We start from the raw sequence: 22,924 nt of genomic DNA, 5'->3' as shown, positions 1-22,924 counted from the left end.
GAGAAATTTCCCCCTCCACAATCTTCAATAATAACTTAGGAAAATCCATCTGTTTATTTTATAGTCCTATAATTAATTATCAATATTTATTAAATACTTTTGATGAAATTAGGATTGTATTTTAATTTATTGGTTAAAATACTAAAAATAAAAATTATTTATTTAAATATATAAATCTTTGTTAACAATAAAAAATGTGTGGCTTCCTTGGGGTGGACATGGGCCTCCTCTACCCATTGTCCCCCAAGTCCTACTCCATTCCGCTCCCCTGTGAGCGTCGACGTCCTACCTACCGCTGCTCCCTTCCGGGCCTGACGGGGTTCGGTAGGTAAAGGAGGTTACCTACTTCCTCCGAAGTAGGCCCCTCCACCGTCTTACCCCACAGGACGAAATGTCATCGTAGGACTTAGGGATGGGTAGAGAAGACCCATGCCGCCCCCAAGTTTTCGGCCCCCGCATAAGGCGATTTCGGGTTACAGGGGACGCCTAACCCCCCGGCCTAGCCACAGATAATTATTTGTATAAGGTGATATATAAATTTTACTCTTTTACATAAAAAATTTTTTAATAAATATAAGAAAAATATGAGAAAGTAGTAATCAGAAAAGAATAAGAAAACGACAGAAGAGAGATCATTGGAGGGCATAAAGAAGGCTACAAGGAGATAAGAAAAGAAAAAAAGGAGTTTTTAACGCCCCGTGGTATATCTCCTTGCAAATACTGTAATGATGATCTATACCCTATTTTGCTCCTAGTGTCTTGATTTATCTAACTGTCGATAGTTCTAAGATCTAGGATTAGTATTAGGATTAGTATATTATTACTCAGATATTTTATATATTTCTTAGAGAGGGAACTTAAAGAAAAATAATATTGGTAAAGATAAGGTAGAGAGAGGGGAAATAAATATATTAATCTTTTTTTAAAACACAGGAATATTTTCCTTCAAAAACTTAGGTACCGCCAAAAATACACCTCGATGGACATCCTCATCGTAGTACTTAGTCTCCATCTTCTTAAGTCTCTCCTTAATCTTTTCAGGAGGCACCTCTAAAGGATCGTATCTCTTCGAGGCCAATGTGAAACTCCAGAACCCACTTGGATAGGTTGGTATTGCATAAACCATAAGTTTCACAATGTTGAACCCTGCATCTTCTAAGTACTTTTTAATGTTGAAGATGAGATCCCTGTTGAATATAGGGCTCTCTGTCTGCTGTACCATTACCCCATCTTCCCCTAAACACTTGTATAAATTCTTGTAGAAGTCCTTCTCAAAGAGGCCCTTTGCAGGACCCACTGGATCTGGACAATCGACGATGATAACGTCGTACTTCTCCTTACATTTAGCAACGTACTCTATCCCATCTGTAAATATAGTATTTACCTTTTCGTTGTCTATCTGGCAACTGAGGGTAGGGAGATACTTCTTACAGACCTCTACAACCATCTCATCTAACTCTACAAAATCCACCCTCTCAACGGTATCGTGTTTAAGGACCTCCCTTACAGTACCTCCATCTCCCCCTCCAATAACTAAAACCTTCTTAGGATCTGGATGGGTAAACATGGCAGGATGGGTTATAAGTTCATGGTATATGAACTCATCCTTTTCTGTGGTTTGAAATGTGTTATCCAGTATAAGTGCCCTACCAAATGTAACAGTATCCAATATCTGTATCTCCTGATACTTAGATCTTCCCGTAAATAGGACATCCTTTACCTTAGCAGATAACTTGAGATCCTTCGTCTGATACTCTGAGAACCATAACTCACAGGGCAAAGTATCCCTCCGATCTGTTCCTGTGGATAATTGATAGTCAATCCACTATATTGCCCCTCTTTATATCTATTACCTCAAAGTTAGTTGGTTTCAGGAAGGACTTTATAGTAGGTATAGCATCCTCTGGATTCACATGCTCGCCACAGGTGAATACATCCATTGCAGCGTATCCCAATTCAGGCCAGGTATGGATAGATATATGACTCTCCGCTAAAACTGCAACTCCTGTAACTCCCTGGGGGGAGAATTTATGTGTTTTCACACATATCAAAGTAGCCCCACAGGCCTTTACAGCATCTACTAACATCCTCTCAATACCCTCCTGATCGTCGAGAGCCCTACTGTCACAACCCCAAAGTTCCAATATTAGGTGTTTTCCTAAGTGTTTCAATAGTCTCACCCCCTTAAAATTTTATAATTTTTATCTTAATAATAATCTTCTTATAATAAATTTTTAACTATTATTTTTAATTTTATTTTAAAAACTTACTCCTTATTTTACTTATACCATAGAACTGCCCCTGCAAAGGCACATCCTACCTTTTCTACAGTATGCTCTGAAGATATGGAGATTATTTTGTCGATTTCCCAACCTCTCATCTCAAATCCTTCTTTCGCCATTTCAACAACCTTATTTTCTGCCTCCCTTTTACTACAGACGCCTTCGTACTCCATTATAAGACCACATAACTCCTTATCCTTTGGAAGGGCAACGCTAACTGCTGCCGCTATTGTCTCTCCTTTTATATCACTTGTGTGATATCCATAGGCTATTGGTACCAGGGAACCCATAGGTATCTTAGGCAGTGGGATGATATCCACCTTAGGTGGTACGATACTACTAATCCTGATTAAATTTAGATTACCTACTCCTGCATTAAGAAGTGCCCTATCGAAGGCATTCAATGGATTACTCCCCTCACCGCTCCCAGCAACTAAGGAGAGAGTATTTGGTAGAGAAGGATGTATAAAACCACTACTTACTTTCCCCTTTTCCACAGAGACACCTCCTAAGGCTATAAAAATGGATAAAAAATATAATTAATTAAAAATTAATTATTATTATAATAATAAAAATAGTTTTTGTTAAAATATCCTACAATAGTAAAACTTACTAATATATAAAATATTCGGTTAAGGTAAAAAATGATTTAAACGGTTTAAACTATGAGGATACTTATAATTACTGGAAAACAGGCCTATCAAAGGGTAAAGGAAACTGTAAAAAAGTATAACTACGTAGATGTACATATGGCTGACATCTCCATCGCCGCATTTTTAACACCGAGGATGATAATAAGGGAGATAAGATCCCTGGAGAAAAGGTTCAATAAACCACTTTCAGAGATATACGATTTTGTACTGGTTACTGGACTAATTAGGCATGACTTAAAGGTAGTTGAGGAGGAGACTGGGATAAGGTGCTATAAATCAACGAGGGAGGCTTCGGATATTCCGTTACTGTTAGATAACTTGGAGAGTATAGAACTATCTACTAAGGATTATGCAGATGCCCAGATATTGAAGTACCTAAGGGAGGAGGCAGAGAATCTAATAAGGGAGTACGAGGAAAAGCCCCTATCTTCTGGAGATATTAAGATAGGTTCTCTGAAGGTTGGAGATAACTACCCTATGAGGGTACTTGGAGAGATAGTCCATGTACCATGGTTGAAGGATAAGGAGTTGGAAAAGAGGATTATTTACTACATAGAGAGTGGGGCGGATATGATAGATCTGGGGATGGTGTCCAACGAAGATCACTCCCAGGATTTAAGAAGGATCTTAAAGATAGTCAGGGATATCACAGATAAACCTGTCAGTATAGACACCATGAACATTAAGGAGTTGATTCAGGGTATAAAGTTAGACGTAGATATGATACTTAGCGTAGATGGAGGGAATTTGGAGGAACTACTACCTTATCTGAAGGATGGTAATACCGTCCCAGTGGTGCTTCCTACAAACTATAAGTTGAATATAGTACCTAAAGGTGCAATGGAGAGGGTGGAGATGTTGGAGAGGAATATAAGTAGGTTGATAGAGGAGGGTATAAAAGTTGTTGGAGATCTAATATTAGAGCCTATAAATAACAACTTCGTAGAGAGTGTAATTGCCTATAAGATCTTCAAGGAGAGGAATAAAATACCAACGTTCTTCGGTGTAGGTAACGTAAGTGAGTTGTTTGATGCTGACAGTAACGGGGTTAATGCCCTCCTTACTGCCATAGGATCTGAGGTTGGTGCCAATATACTGTTTACTCCAGAGGCGTCCTCTAAGTGTAGGTTTTCCATAAGGGAGTTGAAGATAGCCTCGAAGATGATGTTCTTAGCAAAGATAAGGAACTCCATACCGAAGGATGTAGGATTTCACCTGATAAACTACAAGGATAAGAAGTTCGATGAGATTACAACATATAAAAACTACGATGTGCCTGTTATATTTGCCGAGGAGAATTCAAAAGTAGTGTTAGATAGGGTTAGTTTTAAGATAGAGTTAGACAGGGAGAATAAGTATATAGTAGTGATCGTCTTTGATAGGAGGAAGAAACCTATATGTATTGTTAAAGGGAGAAGGGCCAAGGAGATATACGATACCCTTATAAGGGAGAACTTTATTGGAATGATGGATCATGCTGCTTATATAGGTAGGGAACTTCAGAAGGCTGAGATCGCCCTAAGGATAGGTAAGAAGTATGTTCAAGATTTTGAACTCTTTTACAACGAGTTTTGGGAGAGTTGAAGAAAAGGTATTATTCTCTATTGTTATATGGTAATTACTAAAATTCTCCAAATTACGCTCCTCATTTTGTTCTATTATAATATAAAATAACTTACTCTATTTTCTTATAATATAAAATTCCATTTTTCCAGCGAAATTCGTATCTCCAAAAAATTAGTCCCGAGATTTTTTCTCTCAAAATTCTAAAATTTGACGAAATCTGTACTTTTGATGCAATTATATTGGGAGTAAAACTATTAATTTTCCGAAATTATTACTACCTATTTTGTTTTATTATAAGGTACATCGTAAAAACCGGATAAAATTCGTACTTTTGATGTAATTATTCCCAGGATAAAATTCCCAATATTTCTGGAATCCTTACCCTTTGGAGAATCCAGCCTATAGGCTTGATTCCTGAACCTTCCGAGATTCGTACCATCTATTTTATTTCGTTATATTGTAAAATCCAACACACTAGTTATGAACAAAACTTTTTAAAAACTAAACAATAACTATCCATCACTGATAAAAAATAATAATTATAAAAATAATAAAAAAATTTTTAGTCCTTATCTCCTACCTTATACTGAGTACTAGAGAGATTTAGAAAGAGTTAAAAATATGTGGTAATATGAACACCTTAGGGAAAACTTTTAGGGTTACAACCTGGGGGGAGAGTCATGGGAAAGCACTTGGGGCTGTGATAGATGGCTGTCCAAGTAACCTCCCTCTCTCGGAGGAGGATATTCAGAGGGAGTTGAACAGGAGAAGGCCGGGATACAGTATATTCTCTACACCTAGAAGGGAACCTGATAAGGTGGAGATACTCTCAGGTGTCTTTGAAGGTAGAACTACAGGTACCCCTATATCTGCATTAGTGTATAACAGAGATCAGAGATCTAAGGATTACAGTAAGTTGAGATATACACCGAGACCTGGACATGGAGACTATACGTACTATAAGAAGTACGGTAACTACGACTACAGGGGAGGGGGGAGGGCAAGTGGTAGAACTACAGTGGGACTTGTAATTGGGGGGAGTGTTGCAAAGAAACTGTTAGAATATACCTACAACATCAGGATAGTTGGGTACACTGTGAAGGTTGGGAAGATCGAGGGGGATTTTAACTACTACTCTAATCCAGAGGTGTTTAACATCGAGGATATAGATAAGGTTGTTGAGAGAATAGAAGGTGATCCCCTTAGATGTCCATCCTCAAATGCCCAGGAGATGGTAGAGTACGTTAAGGAGGCTATGGAGAGAGGAGACAGTGTAGGAGGTGTGGTGGAGTTAGTTGCGTTGAATGTCCCTGTAGGTGTGGGAAATCCTCTGTTCTCCAAGTTAAGTGGAGAGTTAGCAGGAGGAATTATGAGTGTAAATGCCATTAAAGGTGTGGAGATAGGAAGGGGATTTCAATCATCTGAACTCTACGGCAGTGAGATGAACGACCAGTATATCTACTACAACAAGGAGATACATCTGAAGACCAACAACTGTGGAGGAATACTGGCAGGTATCAGTTGTGGCACTCCTCTAGTTCTAAGGGTTGCAGTTAAACCTACTCCATCTATATCTAAACCTCAGAGGACTGTAAATTTAAAGACTGGAGAGGAAGTAGATATTGAGATAGAGGGAAGGCATGATCCTATTATTCTACCAAGAGTAATACCTGTATTGGAGTCTGTAGTTGCCATAGTTTTGGCAGATCTTATGATAAGGGGAGGCTTTATACATCCCTGTAATTTAGAGTGTAATCTGCAGTAGGTGGAAAGGTGGGAAAGTATAAGTTTATAGTATTTGAGGGTATAGATGGCAGTGGTAAGACGGTGCAATCTAAGAAACTCTCAGAGAGTATCAATGGATACTATACCTATGAACCAACAGATGGTGAGATTGGAAAACTTATAAGAAGGGTTCTTAGGGGAGAGATAGACTACAGTAGTGAAACACTGGCTTTACTCTTTGCCGCAGATAGGAGGGAACATGTATCTACTATAAGTAGGGAGTTAGAGAATAGACATGTAGTCTCAGATAGATATATTTATTCCTCTATAGTGTATCAAACTATTCAGGGAGTTGATTTAGATTTTATACTAAGTATTAACAGATTCGCCATAAAACCGGACATCCTTGTGTATTTAGATGTAGATGTTGAAGAGGCCCTTAGAAGGTTGGGGAAATATAGAAAGGAGATATTTGAGAATCGAGATACACTAAGGTTAGTGAGGGAGAGGTATTGGGATATTGTAAAGAACAAGATATTTAAGCCAAGATATGGCTACATTGTTATAGATACTACTAAAAAATCTATTGAAGAAACCCACAGGGAGATATTGAGAGTTTTGAAGGAGAGGGGAATAATAGAACAATAAATTAAAAAACCAATAAACAAAAAAATAAAAAGAGACGTTCCTAAAAACATGAAAAGATAAGATCTTTCGTTGGTGGAGTTTTACACTTAGAAAACTCCCTTTTAGAGTAAGAAGGTACAAATTGGAAAGTTTAAGAGATTGAAATATACTTAGAGTCCTTACTATTAGAATCAAACACATAAATATTTAACATTTAATTATTACTTTAAAATAAATATAATAAAAGTAAATAATAAAATTTAAAAATTAAAAAAGAGTAAGAAACATCTTAAGAAGAGGATTAACAGAGAAATCCCACACAGTTTCTTAGCGCTCGGTAAAGTCTAGGGAGTAAGAGTCTTTATTTTTATTTTATATTTTAGGTACCAACAGTTTCAAGATTTTTCATTATTTTTTAATTAATTAATAATTATAAAAATTATTATTTTTTATTGAAGATTCTTAATGGTCGTATTAATTTAAAGAATTCTCCTATTGCTATAAAAATAACCTAAAAATTTTGTATTCTTATAAAAAATATTATTATCCTAAATATCTGAGACTATATGTAGGAAAAAGCCTTTCATCTCCATCACTTTATAAAGGTATCATGTAGTGTCTGGAGACATCTCTTTAACTCACTCTCTCCTATTACAAAGGAGATATTAACCTCTGAGGATCCCTGGGCTATCATCTTTATATTTGCTCCACTCTCTGCAACTGCTGTAAATAGTTTCCCTGCGATTCCTCGGGATCCCTTCATTCCAGCCCCAACTGCAGAGACCACGGCTACATCCCAATCTATAGATATGTCCCTTATAAGATTACTATTTTTGAACTCCTCCCTAAGTTCCCTTAAACATCTCTCAGCCTCTTCACCATCTCCATACACTACAATAGATACATTAGTTTCAGAGGATCCCTGACTTATTAGTATTACGTTGGCATCTGCCCTACCTAAAGCAGAGAATATTCTCGCTGCAGTCCCACTTACTCCTACCATCCCTGCCCCAAATATGTTTATCAAAAATACGTCCTTTATTGCAGTTATAGCCTTTATAATGTTGTTACTCTCCTCTTTATCGTTTGTAATCAGTGTTCCCTCGTTCTCTGGATCAAATGTATTCTTAATTCTTAGAGGTATGTTCTTCTCCATAAGGGGTTCTATGGTTCTTGGGTGGAGGACCTTGGCTCCAAAGTACGCCAACTCCATCGCCTCTATGTAGGACATCCTAGGAATTCTCTTAACGTTTTTAACTATCCTTGGGTCGGAGGTCAATATTCCACTTACATCTGTCCATATCTCAACTATATCTGCATCTAAACCTGCTCCAACTAACGCTGCAGAGTAATCACTACCTCCCCTTCCAAAGGTGGTAATATTCCCCTTTTCAGTACTACCTATAAATCCTGTTATCACTGGGATAATTCCCTCCCTCAAGAGAGGTCCTACCCTCTCTTTAACCTCCAACCTAATAGGTCTAGCACAGCCGTAGTTCTCGTCGGTTATTATACCTGCCTCTCCCCCTGTAAGGTAGGTAGATGGGTATCCAAGGTCCTTTATAGCTCCACTGAGTATAGGTGCAGATAACCTCTCCCCAAAAGATAGAATATAGTCTCTAGATTTTGGTGTAAGTTCTCCAAGGTAGGCGACTCCAATGAGTACCTTCTCCAACTCATCTATTAAGTTGTATATTGTTTCTCTCACATCCCTCTTTATGTCTTCACTTTTAATGGCGTCCTCGATTGCCTCTTCATGTTTTTTCTTTATATCCTCTATGAAGTTGTTTATCCTTTTGATGTCCCTTACATCTAACGCCTCCTTGGATATGTCTATAAGGGAGTTTGTTATCTGGGTCATTGCAGAGGTTACAACAACCACATCTTTATCCACCTTCTTTTTATCTGTCACTATCTTCGCCACATGTCTCATCCTTTTACCGTCTCCTATAGATGTTCCACCAAATTTCATCACAGTAACCATTCCACCACCTAAGGAAATATTATAAAAATAATTAAGTAAAAAATAAAATTATAAAAATATTTAAAAACTTTATCGTTGTTGATAAAAGAGGGATAGTATGGAGTATATTGTTGTCTTTATAACTGTCCCAAACTTGGAAGTTGGAGAGAAGATAGGAAATACACTTGTTGAGGAAAAACTTGCCGCCTGTGTAAATATCACATCTGAGATCAAATCTGTGTATTTTTGGAAGGGAAGGATAGAAGAGGATAAGGAGCATCTACTCATTATCAAAACAAGGAAGGATAAATTTGAAAGTTTAGAAAAGAGGGTAAAGGAGATCCATCCCTATGAGGTGCCAGAGATTATTGCTATGCCTATTGTATTAGGTTCTAAGGATTACTTAAGTTGGATAGATGAGAGTCTGGAGAGGTAGGGAGTTTTATTATATCTTCCTATAAAAGTGATAATTAAAAAATAATTAATAAAAAAACCCTAATTCCCACCAAAAGAATAATTTAAAAAATAATAATTATAATCATAATACAATTCCCAGATAAAATTTTATTACATTTTGTTGTTATTATCATTATTATTCTTATTATTCTTCTAATTAATCTCACTCTTAATGGGAACTAGGGTTTTAATTACTATTTTGATAGAAATTAGGATTTTTATTGGGATTCTCGATAGTTATTTGTTAAATATTCCAAACTGATAAATATTGTCATTATTGAAGATAATATTACTTGAGGAATAGACACAGGTACTTTAACTGTAGTAGAGGGATTACATATAATAGAGGTTTTTATTTAAAACATAATATCTTCTTTTATCTAAATTTTTCCCCTCTACCATTAGGGTATTACTCCCATTTTCTAAATAACTTGTAATATCTATACCAACATTCTTTTTATATCTAGAAGAACCGTCGTTGGAATCATCAATGATATATATTAAGTTCTCATTAGATAGATCTCAACTTTCATACTCTCGTTTATATTTCCATAGTGTTCAAATGTAAGTATGTAGATACAGTTCTCCATCTTATCAATAAAAAAATTGCAAATCTCAGTGGTTTTTGTACGGTTAATCTTTATATATCCAAAATTATATTCAACATTTTCAGCAAATACTCCATTTAGTAGTAAAAGAAACAAACATAAAATTACAATATTTTTATTTAGTAAAGGCATACTACCTGCTCCTTTTATCATTGTAAATAATTTTACTACCTCAGACATTTAATAATTATCAACCCCAATTTATTTATTATTTATTTTTTATGTTTATATTATCTAGATAGTATAAGGTAAAAATTACTGTAAACTTATACATATTACAACCGTTGGATGCCCTTAATTCCCCGGGAACTCTCTCATCCTCTCCCAGGATTTAGGGAACTTCTTAAGGAGTAGATAGAGTTAAATGGTTTAATATTTTTTATCTATTTTTATTAATAATTTTTAACTATTATTTTAATTTATTATTATTTTAATTTAAAGAGTTTAAAACATTTTAAAGTAAAAAATAGGTGATGAAGTTGATCTTAGGGATCATCTCTGATACCCATGTATATGACAGGGCAGATAAGGTGCCTGAAGAGGTATTTCAACATTTTTCAGATGTAGATCTCATTATTCACTGTGGGGATATAACATCGGAGTGTGTATTGGAGGATTTAAGGGATATCTGTAAAACTGTCGCTGTAAGAGGTAATATGGATTATCTCGATCTTCCAAGGGAAATAACTTTAAACATTGGAGGTTTCAATATAGGGGTTATACATGGAGACATTATATATCCAAGGGGAGATATATTGAAAATGAAGTACTACTCCTTAGAGAAAAATTTAGATGTTCTAATTTCTGGACATACCCATGTACCTCTTATTAAAAAGATCGACATTGAAGAGTTAAATAAAAAAATTCTCCTATTAAATCCTGGAAGCCCTACAGTGCCAAGAGGGTTTGGAAAGAGTATAATGAAGGTTGAAATTGAGGATAATATTATAAAACCTACTTTAATACCTTTAAAATAACGACGATGTGAAAAGATGATCACAATACCAAGGTATATAGCAGTAGATGAAGGTAGGGATGCCCTATATAAAATTCTTTCGAAACTTAATCTAAAAAACCCCTTAGTTGTTGCAGGTAAAAGAACTAAAAAATACGCCCCAGATTTCGATTATATCTACTACAGTGATATAGATCTGGAAGATAAGAATATCGAGAATATCACAAAGGGATACGACTCTATAATAGGAGTAGGTGGTGGAAAATCCATAGATATAGGTAAATATATGGCATACTGTTCAGGAATTCCATTTATATCTATGCCTACTACAGCATCAAATGATGGTATAGCATCACCTGTGGTTTCTCTAGAACAACCCTCTATTTTGGTGGATCCTCCAATAGCTGTAGTTGTAGATTTGGATATCATAAGAAAATCTCCCAAGAGACTATTAAGTGCAGGCTTTGGAGATATGATATCTAATATAACTGCGGTGTTAGATTGGAAACTTGCCCATAGAGAGATAGGGGAGAACTACAGTGAGAGTTCTGCCATCTTTTCAAAAACTATTGCAGAGGAGTTGATGGATTACGTATTGAGAGATACTGATCTATCTCAGTATCCAGAGAAACTTGTAAAGGCACTTATAGGTAGTGGAATTACCATATCTATAGCAGGCTCCACTAGGCCAGCCTCTGGAAGCGAACACCTATTTTCTCATGCCTTAGATTATTTAAAGAAAAAATACGATTTGGATATAGATAGCCTCCACGGAGAACAGTGTGGAGTAGGTACTATTATTTCCTCCTATCTACACTACAAAGAGGGCAATCTCAACTATGAAGATATGGAGAATATCAAACTATCTTTAAAAAAAGTTGGAGCACCTACTACTGGGAAGGAGTTAGGTTTTGAAGAGGAGATTCTTATTGAGGCGCTAACGATAGCCCACAATATTAGGAAAAGGTATACAATATTAAGGGAGGGCATTTCCAAGGAGAGGGCTGAGGAGATATTAAAAGAGTGTGAGGTTATATAACATTTGGATTTTATATTATTGGAATAAAAATAATAAAAATTTTTTAAATTTATTATATACCTTAGTTCCCATCAAAAGAATAGTTTAAAGAATAATAAGAATTATAAAAATAATAAGATAAAAAAAATAAGAAAAAATTAAAAATAAAAAACTTCTATTATCCCAGATACAAAAAATTTTAAAAAGAAGATTGATGATCCTCTGAATACCTTCTAATATAGTGGATATCAGAATATGATCCCTTATCTTACCTATGTGTTCAGAAAGATCTTAAGAGTATTTAATAATTTATATATAGATTATTTTCACTGTTCTTTTAATCACTACTGATGGGAACTAAGGTTTTTTATTATCTATCGAGACCCTTCATAGTTGTTGTGTAGTATAAAACAAATTTTGTTTACCTCATATAATAGTATTATTATTAAAATCTTTAAATCAGGATTTCTCTAATAGAAACTATAGGTGTATATCTTAATACCTGTAGTTAAAAATAAAGAAATTAACATAATTCTCATTAAATATATTAAACTATTTTATGAGGATTTAATAGGAGTTTTTATGAAATTGGAACTCTCAATAGTTATCGTTTAGTAGATATGGACATCAAATAAAAAATGTGAGACTATGGAATACATTGAGATAAAGGGAAGATCCATATCAAAGGGTATAGTTGAAGGTGAGGCGTTGGTATCCCATAAACCTATATCTTTCCTAGGGGGGGTAAATAAAGAGGGTATAGTAGTTGATAGGGAGAGTGATATATACGGCAAAAGTATAAAAGATAGAATACTTGTTTTTCCAACAGGTAAAGGGAGTACTGTAGGGTCCTACGTTATATACGCCCTTGGAAGGAAAGGTATATTGAAGGGAATAGTAAATAGGGAGTGTGAACCTATAGTAGCCACTGGAGCAATACTAGGGAGGATTCCATTAGTGGATAATATAGATATCTCTAAGATAGAGACTGGAGACTGGGTAGTTTTAGATGGAGATAAAGGGATAGTTAAGATATACAAAAGAGATTAACTCTTAACCTCTTCAATAGTGTATCCTCTCCCTTTCAACCTCTTTATAACATCCTCCCAGGTAGGTAGATTTGTCTGACATCCTCTTTTCTCAACTACAAAGGAGGCCACTGCAGAGGCTATAAGTCCACAATCCTTGAGATCGTAGCCCTTTAGATAGGCAGTTAGAAATCCAGCCCTGTAGCCATCTCCTGCACCAGTGGGATCCTCAACCTTTGTAGGTATGGAAGGTATCTTTATCTCTTTATCCTTGATGTATATAACACTTCCTTTCTCTCCAAAGGTTACCACCAAGATAGGTACCCTCTTTCTGAAGTCCTCCTCATCTATTTTCAACAGTTTAAGGGCTCTCCTGTATTCATGGACGTTCATAAATACAAAGTCCCCATTATCTATGATATACTCCATGTTCTCCTTGGAATAAAGAGGTAGATCCTGTCCAGGATCGAAGGATACTATCTTATCTTCCTTCTTTGCAGCATCGACACATTTTACATTGAAATCTGGATCACCAGTGGCTAAATGTACTATATCTCCGTCAAATGTTGGAGGTTTCAACTCCTTGTAGTGTTTAGCTGCACCCCAGAGGAAAAAAGTTATCTGGTTGTTCTTTGGATCTGTAAATATCCAAGCCTTTGGAGTCTCCTCCTCATCTGAGTGGTATATATTAGAAACGTCTATATTGAGATTTTTTAGATAGGAACTATAGTTACTGTTTATAAAGTCGTATCCTACACAGGAGACTATACCAGAACGAAGTCCCAACTTAGCAACTGCCACAGCCACGTTACAGGCAGCACCTCCGTAGTATCTCTTAACAGAGGGTATTTGAATAGATGTATTAGGTTCAGGGAATTTTTCAACGTTGAAGATATAGTCAAGGGCTATATGCCCAACTGCAATTATCTTTTTATTATCCTCAGAGTTCATTTAATCACCTTTAGATATCTCAATACACTTCCTAAGATCCAGTAAATTTTTATAGAGTGCAGATCCTATAACTACCCCCTCAACCCCAGTTTCCTTCAGTTTAAGGATATCCTCATAGGTACTAACACCACCAGACGCCACAACTGGAATATTTAATTCCTTTACCAAGATCTTAACAGTGTCGATTTCTACCCCTCTAAGTAATCCCTCCACATCTACATTTGTAAATAGAATACTTCCTGCCCCCTTCTCCTCCAGAGTCTTACCAATATCTACTGGAGAGTGCTCAGTTCTCTCTCTCCATCCCCTTATAACTACTTTTCCCCCCTTGGAATCCAGAGCAACCATCACTCTCTCCTTACCTACCTCCTTAGAGAGTTTCTCCACGATCCCTGGATCCTTAACTGCAGAAGTGCCTAAGATAACCCTATAAGCCCCAGCATCTATAAGATCTATCCCATCTTCTACAGTCCTTATACCACCTCCTACCTGCACAGGTACCTCTAAGGTACTTACTATATTTTTAACTATATCTACGTTGGTATTCTTTTGATATATAGCCCTATCTAAATCCACCACATGAAGCATCTCTGCCCCTTCATCTACCCATCTCTCCGCCACCTTCAAGGGATCTTCCAGTTCTACAAGTTTCCTCTCTGGATCGCCCTGTACAAGTTGAACACATTTCCTATCTTTAATATCTACCGCTGGAATAACTATCATCTTTTCACCATAGTTATTGATAATAATAGAAATAAATAATAATCATTATATAATAACCCTAATTTTTATTAAAAAATCCCAATAAAAAAATAAATAATTATAATAAATATAGTTAAACCCTTTAAAACTAAAAAATAAATCTCTTATTTTCTAACAACTTCTAAATATAGAAAAGAGAAAAAATAGATTCTTATTCTAGTGGCTTAGGAAATACTTCAAGGGATATAAAGTTAATAGTTAATATAAGATCTCTGTCTCTCCTATTGGTTGTTTTTTGGAATATATCTTTTTTATTTTTTATTATATTACCTTAATTCCCATTAAAAAATTCTAATAAAAATAACAATAATTATAATAAACGTATAAAAAGAAGGTATTAATAAGAGAGATAAATAGTCTCTTCTGGAATGCTCTAAGATACTATAGAAGTGGAGTGGATCCTTTCTAACAGGCTAACTATTATTAATTTTTATTAAAAGTAACCCTAATTCCCATCAAAAGAGTAGTTTAAAGAATAATAAAAATAATTATAAAAAATAATAGATTAATAAAAATAAAAAATAAAGAAAATGTTTAAAAAACAGAAACTTCTATTATCTCAGATATAGTATTTTAAAAAGAAGATTGAAGGAGAATAACCCTCCGAATACTATCTAATACAGGGATTCAGAGTAAGATCTCATAATATTATCTAAAGATTCGGAAAGATCCTAAGGGTATTTAATAGTTTTTATTTTTATATAGATTTTATACTGATTATTTTAATCATGATTTTTATTATAACAATTATTATTATTTTTTCATTTTTTCATAGTTCTTTTAATCACTACTGATGGGAACTAAGGTTTTTTCCAGTCTTTTTTATTATTTTTATTATTTAAATCATTACTTTAATGAGAATTAAGGTTTAAATAAAAATAAAAAATAATAAAGAACATTTAAAATCGTAATAAAGGACAAACTATAGGTGAAATAATAAAAATTGATCCTAATATCTTAAACTACACTAAACACTGGGAAAGTAGGGCTGGATTTTACCGATCTCTCTTTTTAAGAAGTTATCTGTCTCCCTTTTTATTTATTAATTTTTATAAATATCGTTATTTTTATTATTTTTCTAATCATGATCTTGATAGGAAGTGAGGTAAAATAAATATTTTCAGAAATATTTCTCAACAACGATAAATAATTAAATTTCTTCTTAATTTTAATACAGCCTATTAAATGAAGATTCTCTGTAGAAATACCATAAACACTAGAAAAAAGAAAATAGATTTTCACATGTTTTTTATTACAAGTTTTGAAATTGTTTTATAACCTAACTATATAAGATATTTATAATATTAAACCTCTATTTTAAGAATAAGATTATTTCAGGTGATGGTATTGATAAGCAATAGTGTGAAAAAGGGAATAAACAGAGCACCTCATAGAAGTTTACTAAAGGCTTGTGGCTATACAGATGAGGAGATAAACAGACCCTTTATCGGAGTGGTCAACAGTTATACAGAGGTTGTGCCTGGCCATATACACTTGAGAACTCTTGCAGATGCTGTTAAGAAAGGTATATATGCAAATGGAGGTACTGCCTTTGAGTTCAACACCATGGCTATCTGTGACGGTATTGCCATGGGACATGAGGGTATGAGATACTCTCTACCTTCAAGGGAGATTATAGCAGATACTGTAGAGAGTATGGCTAAAGCCCATGGTTTCGATGGGTTGGTGCTCCTTCCATCCTGTGATAAGATAGTGCCTGGTATGATAATGGGAGCATTGAGGTTGAATATTCCTTTTGTAGTTGTTACTGGAGGTCCTATGCTCCCTGGAGAGATCCATGGAAAGAGATACGATTTAATAAGTGTATTTGAAGGTGTAGGGGCTTATAAAGCTGGAAAGATAGATGAAAAGGAGTTAAAAGAGATAGAAGATCATGCCTGCCCTGGACCTGGGAGTTGTGCAGGATTATTTACTGCCAATACTATGGCATGTATAACTGAGGCGTTGGGGTTATCTCTGCCCATGTGTGCCACAACCCATGCGGTAGATGCCCAGAAAGTAAGGATATGTAAGAGAAGTGGAGAAGTGGTGGTAGATTTAGTGAGGAAAAATATAAAACCTACAGATATCCTAACAAAGGAATCCTTTGAGAACGCCATACTTGTAGATCTGGCACTGGGAGGTTCCACAAATACAACTCTACATATCCCTGCAATTGCAAGTGAGATGGAGAGAGGTCTTATAACCTTAGATGACTTCGACAGGCTAAGTGAGGAAGTGCCTCATATAGCCTCTATTAGGCCCAATGGAGAGCATTTTATGTTGGATCTACACAGGGCTGGAGGTATTCCTGCAGTCTTGAAGGTACTTGAGGATAAGATAAGGGATGCTAAAACTGTAAGTGGGAAGACTATAAAGGAGATCATAAGGGAGGTTAAGTATATAGATCATAGGGTAATAAGACCTATTGATAAACCTGTGCATAAGGAGGCAGGTTTAAGGATATTACGGGGAAATCTCGCCCCAAGGGGTGCTGTAGTTAAGATCAGTGCAGTGGATCCAAAGATGTATCAACATGAGGGACCTGCAAGGGTATTTAACTCTGAGGAGGAGGCCTTAGAGGCTATACTTGGAGGGGAGATTGAGGCAGGTGATATAATAGTTATAAGATACGAGGGCCCTGCAGGGGGTCCTGGGATGAAGGAGATGTTGGCTCCAACATCTGCAATATGTGGTATGGGGCTAGATGATAAAGTTGCCCTTATTACAGACGGTAGGTTCAGTGGAGGTAGTAGAGGCCCTTGTATAGGTCATGTATCTCCAGAGGCAATGGCTGGAGGTCCTATTGCTATTGTAGAGGATGGAGATATTATATCCATAGATATGATAGGGAAGAGTCTCCAGTTGAAGTTATCTGAGGAGGAGATAAGGGAGAGATTCTCAAAGTGGAAGAGGCCGGAACCTAAGGTTAAAAAAGGATACTTGGCAAGGTATTCCAGATTAGTTACCTCGGCAGATGAAGGGGCAATATTGAAGTTTTAGCTTTGATTATTCTTCTATTCTATTTTTTTATCTAGAAAATTTCGAATAAAAAGTTAAATAGACGAAGATTTTTTATTAAAACAATATTTAATTTGACTGTTTTTTAATATGTTTAGTAGATTAAAAGAGAGAGTGTTCAGGATAAATATTTACCTATTTTTATGGTTCTTTATAATATGTTCCTTATTTCATATATTCTTCATTTATAATTCTAAATTATTTATAATTATTTTTATGAATTTTCTCAAAGGGAAATTAAATTTTAGTTTATATTTTATCAAAATTATATACAAAAATAAGAACTAGGAAGATCTTTATAAAAACTTTATAAAAAATAATTAGAATATTGATAATGAAAAATTAATTTAAAATTAAAAAATAAAAAACCTAAAAAAAATATCAAATTACTTACAAAATAATATATACAGTTTGAAAAAGTAAAAGATTTCTGTCAAACTCTTATCCTATTCTTTTTATTTAATTTTTATTTTAGCATTCTCATTATTTAATGTATAAGTAATATTATAAATTATATCATAATTTCTTAAAAAAGTGTCACTCTCTTATATGCTTTAAAATATGTCCAGTCTCCTCTTTAATAATTGGTAATGCAGTTTTACAGGCATTTAGAGATCCTGGTAATGCGTATATTACTCTCCCTCTATATATCCCTGCAGTAGCCCTTGAAAGTAATGTAGCGTATTTTACCTCTTTATAACTTAAATTATGGAATAGTACTGAAAACCCTGTTAACTCTTTATGAAACATCTCCCTTAAAACCTCTGGAGTGTTATCCCTTGGAGAAATACCTGTACCACCTGTTATTACTATACAATCTACATCTGTGAAGTCTATAAGGTGATCTATGACTCCCTTTAACATATCTCTGTTGTCAGGTATTAATACGTGATATTTAGCCTTTAACTCCTCTCTTAGAAAACTTCCAGATCTATCTTCAACATCTTCTCCAGCGATCAGTTTGTTAAATCTACTATCACTTACAGTTACTACTCCATAGACGACATTTTCTATTTTTTCATGCATCCTTATCCCTGTTTTCTATCATTTTGATCCATACTATAATCTAAAAGTACGTCCTCTATAAGAGATTTTACCATAATCTCATGGACTAACTTATACATCTCCATCTCATTTTTACTGTATTTTTCAAGGACTTTTAACAGTTCATTAGATAGTGGTGTTTTTACACAGGTATTCTCTGGTATAATGTATACTTTTTTACCATCTTCCAATTCTACCTTCGCACATTCAGACTCTAAGGCTACCACTATCTTAGGTATATTTTTTTCAGCCTCCTCCTCTATTACTGTATTTATGTCCTCTGTTGATATTTTATCTTTCTCTTCTAATCGTTCTTTTATTATATTTAAAAGTTTCTTGAAGTTGTTATTTCTATTTAGATAGGGCTCTAACTTTTTTATCTCATTGTAGAGGGCATCTAATAGATTTAATGGATAGTGAGCGATGATCTCCTCTAAAAATTTCATGTTTTCTTCATTGTCCAAATTACGAAATCCGTGGAGTATGGTACGAAGGACGTTCTTATCAATATAGTTACCTTTTACTAATGTTAATACTACATCTTGTTTTAACTTTCGGATCTTTAGTTTTTTCTGTAGGATGGGTATATACTTATCAATATATCTACGATCGTATAGTCCCATATTGCCAATAATTCGTATAATCATCTTATTTGTATAGACATCTTCCTCGGTGTTGAGTATATCATGTAATATATCGATATATGGGGCTAACAGAGTGTAGTCCAATGTTGATAAATTATAAAGGAGTTCTAAAAGGGGTTTTCTTAGATGCTTGTTGTAGATTAAACTGTTTATATTCAATTTTTTGAATTTTTTGGGGTTTATATGACAGAGTGCATTTAAGGCCAGTATTGAATAAATTATTAACTTCTCATCCTTCTCCACATTTGCAATCTCTATAAGGGGTTCTATGGCATTATCGAAATGTTTCAGGTTCTTTTTACTTAGTTTCCATATTGCATATGCACTATACCTCTTAAGTTCTGGGGGACCTCTTAGATATTTTACAATCTCCTGAGCAACTTCTCTATCTATCTTTATATCTCCAACATTTCCTAAGGTTTTTAATATATTTATTTTTATAATTGGGCTATCCTCATTGAGAAGTTTCAATGTATTTTTTATATACTTTTGTGCAATATGGGGGTAGATTTCACTTATATTTTTAATTATTTCGCTATATAGATGGTTGCTCTTTGGTCTTATCTTTTTCAGTACCTTGTTTATAAGTCTGTGCTTATTTTTACATTTAGGATTTATAGATATCTTAACTACTGCATAGGCTGTTGAATACACTACATCTAGGTTTTTATCATCCAATTTCTTTAGTATTTTGTCTAAATAATTTTCTACCATTTCATAACTTACAAGTCCAATATTTCCTAGAATTTCAACAGTATTTTTTCTTATTTTCCAATCTTTGTCCTCTATTAACTCTATTAAATAGGGTATCACATCCTGGAGTGCCTTTGGATCTGCCACTGAAATAAGAGATATCTTGTTGAGTATAGATAGTTTTGTTTTAACATCTCCCTTTTTAAACGTCTTTAAGAGATCTTTTAGGTTGTGAGAATCTACAGAAATGAGATTATCATCATATAATTCTGAAGTTTTAGATATTCTTTTCACCATAGTCTCGCCATCCAACGTTGTTATAATCAATATTTATATAAATGGATATATTAAGTTTAAAGGGTAGGTATTTATGTAGGTTTTAGTGGTACCTACATAAGAAGATACAAAAACGTATGCAACATGGAATACAAAAAAAGTATTTATTATATAATTATAACAATAGTAATTGCAAATAATACAAAATCAACTACAAATTTAGGTGATATACCATGAAGAAACTTTTGGAGTACATGAAGAATAAAAAAGGTGCCATAGGTATTGGTACCTTGATAGTATTCATAGCTATGGTTCTAGTAGCAGCAGTTGCAGCAAGTGTATTGATAAACACAAGTGGATTCTTGCAGCAGAAGGCATCCTCCACAGGTAGGCAGAGTACAGAGCAGGTTGCAAGTGGATTGTACTGTAGCGGAGTTACTGGTCATGTCTTCAGATTTAATGGAAAATATTACGACTTAGATAGAATGGTAATGTACGTAACTCCTAACGCAGGAAGTGCTCCAATAGACTTAAAAGAGGCAAAGTTGTTCCTTACACATAATGGTAAATCCGTAGTATTGAAGTATAACAATACAATAGAAGCTACTACAGGTACTGAGGATATATTTGAACTGAAGAATTATGGAGTTATAAATTTCACAGAAGATGATTATCCAACAACTGGGATTGTGGCTAAGGATAATGATGGAAATGGAGGTGGTAAAGATATCATAGAAATAACAACTAATAACCACAAATTAATGGCATTATTGAAACAATTTAATGGTATAAGTGTTACTATTAAATCTAACAATTCTAATATAAATGCTAATGGTGGTACAGGAACATTATATATAACATCATACGATGATAACAACATGATAGTTCAAATTATTGATGAGAGTAATAGCTCAGTAACTGCTGATAATAATTTTGGATCCTCTGACTGGCTATACATTAAAAGCAATGAAGCAACATGGGGAGGCGCTGACGATAAGCAGTTCCTCGTAGTTCCACTGCAGGACAACGATAAATCAGTTATAGAGAGTGCTGTAATAAACAAAGGGGATATTGTAGCAATACTGATAAACGTTGAAGCAGCATTTGGAAATGATATTCCTGAAAGAGCTGAAATAACAGGTAAATTACAGCCAGAATTTGGTGCTCCAGCAATATTGGATGTAACTACTCCAGCAGCATATACAAGTGAGATTATAGAACTACAGTAAGGCACCTAGGCTCTTCTTACTAAATTTTTAACTTTTATTATAAAAGATAGGGGTGAGAATCTATGAAATCTGAAATCTGGAAGTTCATCAAAAGTAAAAAAGGAGCAATAGGTATTGGTACCTTAATAGTATTCATAGCTATGGTTCTAGTAGCAGCAGTTGCAGCAAGTGTATTGATAAACACAAGTGGATTCTTGCAGCAGAAGGCATCCTCCACAGGTAGGCAGAGTACAGAGCAGGTTGCAAGTGGTATTAACATTTTAGAAGTCCAAGGAATGCATAATACAACTAACATAAACAGAACTGCTATATTCATAACACCAAACGCTGGAAGTGCTCCAATAGACTTAAGTCAGGCAGTTGTAATGATAACTGATGGTAAGAAAAAGTTAGTAGCAAAGTATAATGTATCCCAACATTACGATTTAAGAAATGGTGGATCCTTATTCGAAGAAGTTAATTGGAGTGGATTGAAATCAACAGACTTTGGAATAGTAGTTATCCAAGATGCAGATGGTTCCTGTAAGAATATAACACCAGTAATAAACAAAGGAGATATTGTAGCAATCGTATTGAATACAACAACTTTAAATATGGGTCCAAGATCGACCATATCAGGAAATGTACAGCCTGAGTTTGGTGCTCCAGGAGTAATATCCTTCACAACACCAGCAACATACTTGGACGATACACAAGTGGTAAGACTTCAGTAAATGATATTATTTTCTTATCCATCTCTCTTTACAAAAATTTTTAAAGGGGGATTTCTTATGATGAGGTTCATCAAAAGTAAAAAAGGAGCAATAGGTATTGGTACCTTAATAGTATTCATAGCTATGGTTCTAGTAGCAGCAGTTGCAGCAAGTGTATTGATAAACACAAGTGGATTCTTGCAGCAGAAGGCATCCTCCACAGGTAGGCAGAGTACAGAGCAGGTTGCAAGTGGTATTAACATTTTAGAAGTCCAAGGAATGCATAATACAACTAACATAAACAGAACTGCTATATTCATAACACCAAACGCTGGAAGTGCTCCAATAGACTTAAGTCAGGCAGTTGTAATGATAACTGATGGTAAGAAAAAGTTAGTAGCAAAGTATAATGTATCCCAACATTACGATTTAAGAAATGGTGGATCCTTATTCGAAGAAGTTAATTGGAGTGGATTGAAATCAACAGACTTTGGAATAGTAGTTATCCAAGATGCAGATGGTTCCTGTAAGAATATAACACCAGTAATAAACAAAGGAGATATTGTAGCAATCGTATTGAATACAACAACTTTAAATATGGGTCCAAGATCGACCATATCAGGAAATGTACAGCCTGAGTTTGGTGCTCCAGGAGTAATATCCTTCACAACACCAGCAACATACTTGGACGATACACAAGTGGTAAGACTTCAGTAAATGATATTATTTTC

At 34.7% G+C, this 22,924-nt stretch carries 19 protein-coding genes, 1 other RNA gene and 1 pseudogene; 12 read left to right on the top strand and 9 right to left on the bottom strand.

The window, feature by feature from the left end; all coding sequences use genetic code 11:
- Positions 1 to 195: 195 nt before the first annotated feature.
- From ffs to CFE53_RS03980, 4 genes are all read right to left on the bottom strand, one after another.
- Positions 196 to 510, bottom strand: an RNA gene (ffs, locus tag CFE53_RS03995) — signal recognition particle sRNA.
- 412 nt (positions 511 to 922) lie between these two features.
- On the bottom strand, positions 923 to 1,780 hold the full coding sequence (gene speE / locus CFE53_RS03990; RefSeq protein WP_148120590.1) for a spermidine synthase: 858 nt from the start codon (positions 1,778 to 1,780) through the stop codon (positions 923 to 925).
- 37 nt (positions 1,781 to 1,817) lie between these two features.
- Entirely contained in the window at positions 1,818 to 2,171 is a 354-nt protein-coding gene (gene speD, locus CFE53_RS03985) for an adenosylmethionine decarboxylase (protein WP_148120589.1), read from the bottom strand.
- A gap of 107 nt (positions 2,172 to 2,278) precedes the next feature.
- Positions 2,279 to 2,749: a pyruvoyl-dependent arginine decarboxylase gene (locus CFE53_RS03980; RefSeq protein WP_148121154.1), complete on the bottom strand. Its 471-nt coding sequence runs from the start codon at positions 2,747 to 2,749 to the stop codon at positions 2,279 to 2,281.
- 198 nt (positions 2,750 to 2,947) lie between these two features.
- Between CFE53_RS03980 and CFE53_RS03975 the strand changes: the two genes are divergently transcribed.
- The 3 genes from CFE53_RS03975 (at position 2,948) to tmk (ending at position 6,874) form a co-directional block, all read left to right on the top strand.
- Positions 2,948 to 4,519: a dihydropteroate synthase-like protein gene (locus tag CFE53_RS03975; protein WP_148120588.1), complete on the top strand. Its 1,572-nt coding sequence runs from the start codon at positions 2,948 to 2,950 to the stop codon at positions 4,517 to 4,519.
- Positions 4,520 to 5,132: 613 nt separating this feature from the next.
- On the top strand, positions 5,133 to 6,266 hold the full coding sequence (aroC, locus tag CFE53_RS03970; protein ID WP_148120587.1) for a chorismate synthase: 1,134 nt from the start codon (positions 5,133 to 5,135) through the stop codon (positions 6,264 to 6,266).
- Between the two features lie 8 nt (positions 6,267 to 6,274).
- The gene (gene tmk / locus CFE53_RS03965) at positions 6,275 to 6,874 is read left to right on the top strand and encodes a dTMP kinase (RefSeq protein ID WP_148120586.1); all 600 of its coding nucleotides are present in this window, start codon (positions 6,275 to 6,277) and stop codon (positions 6,872 to 6,874) included.
- A 571-nt stretch (positions 6,875 to 7,445) separates the two neighbouring features.
- Here tmk and CFE53_RS03960 read toward each other — a convergent pair.
- Positions 7,446 to 8,837: an aspartate kinase gene (locus CFE53_RS03960; RefSeq protein WP_148120585.1), complete on the bottom strand. Its 1,392-nt coding sequence runs from the start codon at positions 8,835 to 8,837 to the stop codon at positions 7,446 to 7,448.
- A gap of 97 nt (positions 8,838 to 8,934) precedes the next feature.
- Between CFE53_RS03960 and cutA the strand changes: the two genes are divergently transcribed.
- The 4 genes from cutA to CFE53_RS03935 all read left to right on the top strand — a co-directional run bounded on the left by cutA (position 8,935) and on the right by CFE53_RS03935 (position 12,903).
- On the top strand, positions 8,935 to 9,252 hold the full coding sequence (gene cutA / locus CFE53_RS03955) for a divalent-cation tolerance protein CutA (protein WP_148120584.1): 318 nt from the start codon (positions 8,935 to 8,937) through the stop codon (positions 9,250 to 9,252).
- 1,107 nt (positions 9,253 to 10,359) lie between these two features.
- Positions 10,360 to 10,857, top strand: coding sequence for a YfcE family phosphodiesterase (locus tag CFE53_RS03945; protein ID WP_148120582.1), 498 nt, complete (start codon positions 10,360 to 10,362; stop codon positions 10,855 to 10,857).
- 15 nt (positions 10,858 to 10,872) lie between these two features.
- A complete protein-coding gene (locus CFE53_RS03940; RefSeq protein WP_148120581.1) occupies positions 10,873 to 11,874 on the top strand; it encodes a sn-glycerol-1-phosphate dehydrogenase in 1,002 nt (333 codons plus the stop codon).
- Positions 11,875 to 12,510: 636 nt separating this feature from the next.
- On the top strand, positions 12,511 to 12,903 hold the full coding sequence (locus CFE53_RS03935; protein ID WP_148121153.1) for a DUF126 domain-containing protein: 393 nt from the start codon (positions 12,511 to 12,513) through the stop codon (positions 12,901 to 12,903).
- Here the strand turns inward: CFE53_RS03935 and CFE53_RS03930 are convergent.
- Both CFE53_RS03930 and hisA read right to left on the bottom strand, forming a co-directional pair.
- Positions 12,900 to 13,832: a carbohydrate kinase family protein gene (locus CFE53_RS03930; RefSeq protein WP_148120580.1), complete on the bottom strand. Its 933-nt coding sequence runs from the start codon at positions 13,830 to 13,832 to the stop codon at positions 12,900 to 12,902. The two genes, CFE53_RS03935 and CFE53_RS03930, sit on opposite strands and share 4 nt — an antisense overlap.
- The gene (gene hisA, locus CFE53_RS03925; RefSeq protein ID WP_148120579.1) at positions 13,833 to 14,555 is read right to left on the bottom strand and encodes a 1-(5-phosphoribosyl)-5-[(5-phosphoribosylamino)methylideneamino]imidazole-4-carboxamide isomerase; all 723 of its coding nucleotides are present in this window, start codon (positions 14,553 to 14,555) and stop codon (positions 13,833 to 13,835) included.
- 1,386 nt (positions 14,556 to 15,941) lie between these two features.
- Here hisA and ilvD point away from each other — a divergent pair.
- A complete protein-coding gene (gene ilvD / locus CFE53_RS03920) occupies positions 15,942 to 17,597 on the top strand; it encodes a dihydroxy-acid dehydratase (RefSeq protein WP_148120578.1) in 1,656 nt (551 codons plus the stop codon).
- Positions 17,598 to 18,152: 555 nt separating this feature from the next.
- On the opposite strand, the gene CFE53_RS03915 is transcribed toward ilvD, so the two are convergent.
- Together CFE53_RS03915 and CFE53_RS03910 are read right to left on the bottom strand one after the other, a co-directional pair.
- Positions 18,153 to 18,641: a MogA/MoaB family molybdenum cofactor biosynthesis protein gene (locus CFE53_RS03915; protein ID WP_148120577.1), complete on the bottom strand. Its 489-nt coding sequence runs from the start codon at positions 18,639 to 18,641 to the stop codon at positions 18,153 to 18,155.
- A 2-nt stretch (positions 18,642 to 18,643) separates the two neighbouring features.
- The gene (locus CFE53_RS03910; RefSeq protein ID WP_148120576.1) at positions 18,644 to 20,293 is read right to left on the bottom strand and encodes a HEAT repeat domain-containing protein; all 1,650 of its coding nucleotides are present in this window, start codon (positions 20,291 to 20,293) and stop codon (positions 18,644 to 18,646) included.
- Between the two features lie 233 nt (positions 20,294 to 20,526).
- On the opposite strand from CFE53_RS03910, the pseudogene CFE53_RS06905 reads away from it, so the two are divergent.
- The 4 genes and pseudogenes from CFE53_RS06905 to CFE53_RS03895 all read left to right on the top strand — a co-directional run.
- A pseudogene (locus CFE53_RS06905) lies at positions 20,527 to 20,901 on the top strand (archaellin/type IV pilin N-terminal domain-containing protein); the annotation flags it as partial.
- 132 nt (positions 20,902 to 21,033) lie between these two features.
- Positions 21,034 to 21,501, top strand: coding sequence for a hypothetical protein (locus CFE53_RS06900; protein ID WP_253254787.1), 468 nt, complete (start codon positions 21,034 to 21,036; stop codon positions 21,499 to 21,501).
- A gap of 62 nt (positions 21,502 to 21,563) precedes the next feature.
- On the top strand, positions 21,564 to 22,214 hold the full coding sequence (locus CFE53_RS03900) for a flagellin (RefSeq protein ID WP_148120574.1): 651 nt from the start codon (positions 21,564 to 21,566) through the stop codon (positions 22,212 to 22,214).
- Between the two features lie 57 nt (positions 22,215 to 22,271).
- Positions 22,272 to 22,910 carry a flagellin gene (locus CFE53_RS03895; protein WP_148120573.1) on the top strand — a complete coding sequence of 213 codons (639 nt, stop codon included), beginning with the start codon at positions 22,272 to 22,274 and terminating at the stop codon, positions 22,908 to 22,910.
- Positions 22,911 to 22,924: the final 14 nt, after the last annotated feature.

This window comes from Methanofervidicoccus sp. A16 (genome assembly GCF_003351865.1).
Lineage (GTDB): Archaea > AGJL01 > Methanococci > Methanococcales > Methanococcaceae > Methanofervidicoccus.
The sequence above is the reverse complement of the archived record's forward strand: the minus strand, read 5'-3'. Positions and strand labels throughout refer to the sequence as shown.